Raw genomic sequence first — 2606 nt, forward strand, 5'->3', positions numbered from 1 at the left:
GGAGCGATTGCCGCACGCCTCGTCAGTAGAAGATTACGAAGCGCTGCTGCCGTGGAACTGCTCGCCACAGATGCCACGGTAAACCGAGGTTACATCTTGTGGTAGGTGGGGTTTGTGGATCGCACTCATTCAACTCCCACTCACGCTTGAGATTATTTCGCTGGCTATTGTATTCACGCTGTAAGGCTTGATAGTCGCTTCTGGGCGCGACATAAGTGTGATCCACCTGACGCAACTCCTCTGCGAGTTGCGTGCGCTGGTTAGAGGGCATCGGCACACCTGAATGGTACTCGACGTCCCGGACCACCGCGCGAGCGTCACTCGAGATGCTCGTCCATCCTGATGTGGATGTTGCTGTAAAACTCGCATCATTAGCCGCAGCTTTACCAGTACCTACAACTCCAGTTTCTCCAGAAACCAAACCGGATGGAGTTGTTTTTGCACCAACTCATCAACTGTCGCTCTGATTCAAAATCTTTACCTCGCGCCAGTAAATATTTTCTGGTAAAGGCTGATTCTGATTGAATCGGGAGAAAACTTCGATCACATCGTCAATATTAAACCACTCATCTTTCTTTAATTGAACACGCCCTGCACCAAACGACAGCAAGCTCCCATCTTCAAAGTTCGTGCTGGAATTTGAATGATACCCTCTAAACAGAGCTTTACTTTTTGCGTCATATCTTTCAATAAAGCAAGTGAATCTGCCTCCTGCCACTTGCACATAATTACCGTCGTCGTCAGTTATGCATGCGTATGAGCTTGGACCGTAGCTTTTTAATTTTTTTAACACTTTTACAAGCTGCGCCTGGTTAACGTCAATTAATACGGGACTATTTTCGGCTTCGAGCTTCATATTCCTCACCTTCACGGCACATAAACTGTTGTAGCGCTTTCGATGACTTCGCCTTTTAACCGTCCCTTCCCTTGCGCCCCAAACTGATTGACAAAATAATCGGTGAATTCTTGATAGCTGGTCTTACTAGCAGTTCCGCCTTTCACCTCAAGACCGTGTAATTTACCATTTGCGTCACGGACTACAATGTCATACCTACGATCACCGAGAGGCCCTTTAACGACCATCTCCGTGCCTACAACTTCCATTCCATTTGCTTCTAAATGCTTAGCAAACTCATCTGCCTTAACTGTTCCCGGAGGAGCTAGACCCTTCGGGCTAGCAAATTTTCCGTCAGGGGTTCGATAGCTTCCATCTGAATGCAGATTTACTTCGGGGGCTAGGTCGGTCTCTGGACCAACTTTCTTCCCGCCCGTCGCATCTGGGCTTGCTACCTCTTTTGGACCATTTTACGGCAGGACAATATCGGACTGATCCTATTGCCTACCTCTCTTCTAAAAGTGCTGAAACAACCCTTACACAAAACAGTTTCATTTCGAACTCATCTATAAGATGCTCGCCGCCTCCAGGCCGATAAAGCGAGAGCTTTTCCTGCAGCTCATCAAAGAGATTTTCAAATTTACCAAAACCTTCATTTTCTTCAATTTCATCCAGAAGGGTTTCCGTATCTTTTGCCCATTGAACCGAAATATTAGAACCACTCACAAATTTATCAAGATGCTCAATCAAATTATCTATCGTCATTTTTTCTTTACCGGATTAACAACTGTGACAATACGATCCCCATCCACAGCAATTTGAGCTTTAGGATATTTAGAGTTCATGAGCGTAACTGAGGTACCACGATCATCTATTTTTATTTTTCTAATTTTATCTGCGGTATCAATAAAATCCTCTACTTCCAGAATGGTCATCGGTTCTCTGCCTTTAGGCGGATTTACCATACGATCCGCAGCATGAAAGTTAATTTGCTTACCACCAGATGTCATAGCCGTACCAAGCAACTGCTTAGTAGCGAATTCCCCGTCAAAAAGAACAGGTAAATTATTCTTACTCGTTCCGGCTACTTCTTTTGCACCAATTCACCTTTTTTCTTTGATGTGATTTCGCCACGGTACAAGCAAACCGTCCAACAGGAGTCGATCAATAACACCGTCCTCAATAGCACCGACGAAAGTCGTATCTAACTGAAACTCAAAGGAAAGATTTTCTTTTTCAGATAGTTTTTTTACGGCAGCTACCAGCGCCTCTACGTCATCTAGGTTTTTTGAGTCCATCTCAATAGGAAGTATGTTTGGCGGCAAAGCCGAATAAATCTCCAAAATCCCACCTACTACTTCCGCGCCACTTTCGTCTATCTCGTCAATAAAGCTTGGCGGAGTAACGCTCCATATTCTTGACGCAGCAACCTCATTCACAAGCTGCTGCACATTAGATCTAACAGATTGGTCCAAATCCTGAGCCACGTAAAAAATTAACTTTTGCTTCGCAAGCTCTAGCGGTATGGAATGCATTACTCAGCTCCTTTTTTCGGTGGGTATGCCGGGAGAGCTGACCCTGGACCGCCCGGATTATATCTAAATCCTCCTGGCATATGCGCGTCCAAATGCCGTGTATCAGGTAGTGGCACAGTAAGTGGTGAACCTTGGACATGGTGCATAGGAATTCTCTCGCCCTTTAGCCCTGCATCTTCAGGAAAAACCTTAATCCATGCATCGTCAACTTTCGGAGTCTTCCCTTTAGCAATCGC

At 45.4% G+C, this 2606-nt stretch carries 6 protein-coding genes; all 6 read right to left on the bottom strand.

The features are described from left to right. Nucleotides 1–451: 451 nt before the first annotated feature. Nucleotides 452–856, bottom strand: a complete 405-nt coding sequence (locus AACY36_RS28090) for a hypothetical protein (RefSeq protein WP_010428178.1) — start codon at nucleotides 854–856, stop codon at nucleotides 452–454. A gap of 11 nt (nucleotides 857–867) precedes the next feature. Next, complete coding sequence (locus AACY36_RS28095) at nucleotides 868–1104, bottom strand: hypothetical protein (protein WP_339421356.1); 237 nt, start codon at nucleotides 1102–1104, stop codon at nucleotides 868–870. 235 nt (nucleotides 1105–1339) lie between these two features. After that, a complete protein-coding gene (locus tag AACY36_RS28100; protein ID WP_339421357.1) occupies nucleotides 1340–1600 on the bottom strand; it encodes a hypothetical protein in 261 nt (86 codons plus the stop codon). Then, on the bottom strand, nucleotides 1597–1845 hold the full coding sequence (locus tag AACY36_RS28105) for a hypothetical protein (RefSeq protein WP_339421359.1): 249 nt from the start codon (nucleotides 1843–1845) through the stop codon (nucleotides 1597–1599). Before AACY36_RS28105 ends, AACY36_RS28100 begins: the two co-directional genes overlap by 4 nt. Nucleotides 1846–1938: 93 nt before the next feature. Then, entirely contained in the window at nucleotides 1939–2370 is a 432-nt protein-coding gene (locus tag AACY36_RS28110) for a hypothetical protein (RefSeq protein ID WP_339421361.1), read from the bottom strand. Then, the coding region (locus tag AACY36_RS28115) for a hypothetical protein (RefSeq protein WP_339421362.1) at nucleotides 2370–2606 on the bottom strand (237 nt) is incomplete at its 5' end. The genes AACY36_RS28110 and AACY36_RS28115, both read right to left, overlap by 1 nt.

Source organism: Pseudomonas sp. EA_15y_Pfl1_P101, assembly GCF_963970835.1.
GTDB classification, from domain to species: Bacteria; Pseudomonadota; Gammaproteobacteria; order Pseudomonadales; family Pseudomonadaceae; genus Aquipseudomonas; species Aquipseudomonas tritici.

Bases quoted from the DNA above. Each gene is read 5' to 3' on its own strand.
- AACY36_RS28100 (WP_339421357.1), bottom strand. From the start codon at position 1,600: ATGACGATAGATAATTTGATTGAGCATCTTGATAAATTTGTGAGTGGT.
- AACY36_RS28110 (WP_339421361.1), bottom strand. From the start codon at position 2,370: ATGCATTCCATACCGCTAGAGCTTGCGAAGCAAAAGTTAATTTTTTAC.
- AACY36_RS28105 (WP_339421359.1), bottom strand. From the start codon at position 1,845: ATGACATCTGGTGGTAAGCAAATTAACTTTCATGCTGCGGATCGTATG.
- AACY36_RS28095 (WP_339421356.1), bottom strand. From the start codon at position 1,104: ATGGAAGTTGTAGGCACGGAGATGGTCGTTAAAGGGCCTCTCGGTGAT.
- AACY36_RS28090 (WP_010428178.1), bottom strand. From the start codon at position 856: ATGAAGCTCGAAGCCGAAAATAGTCCCGTATTAATTGACGTTAACCAG.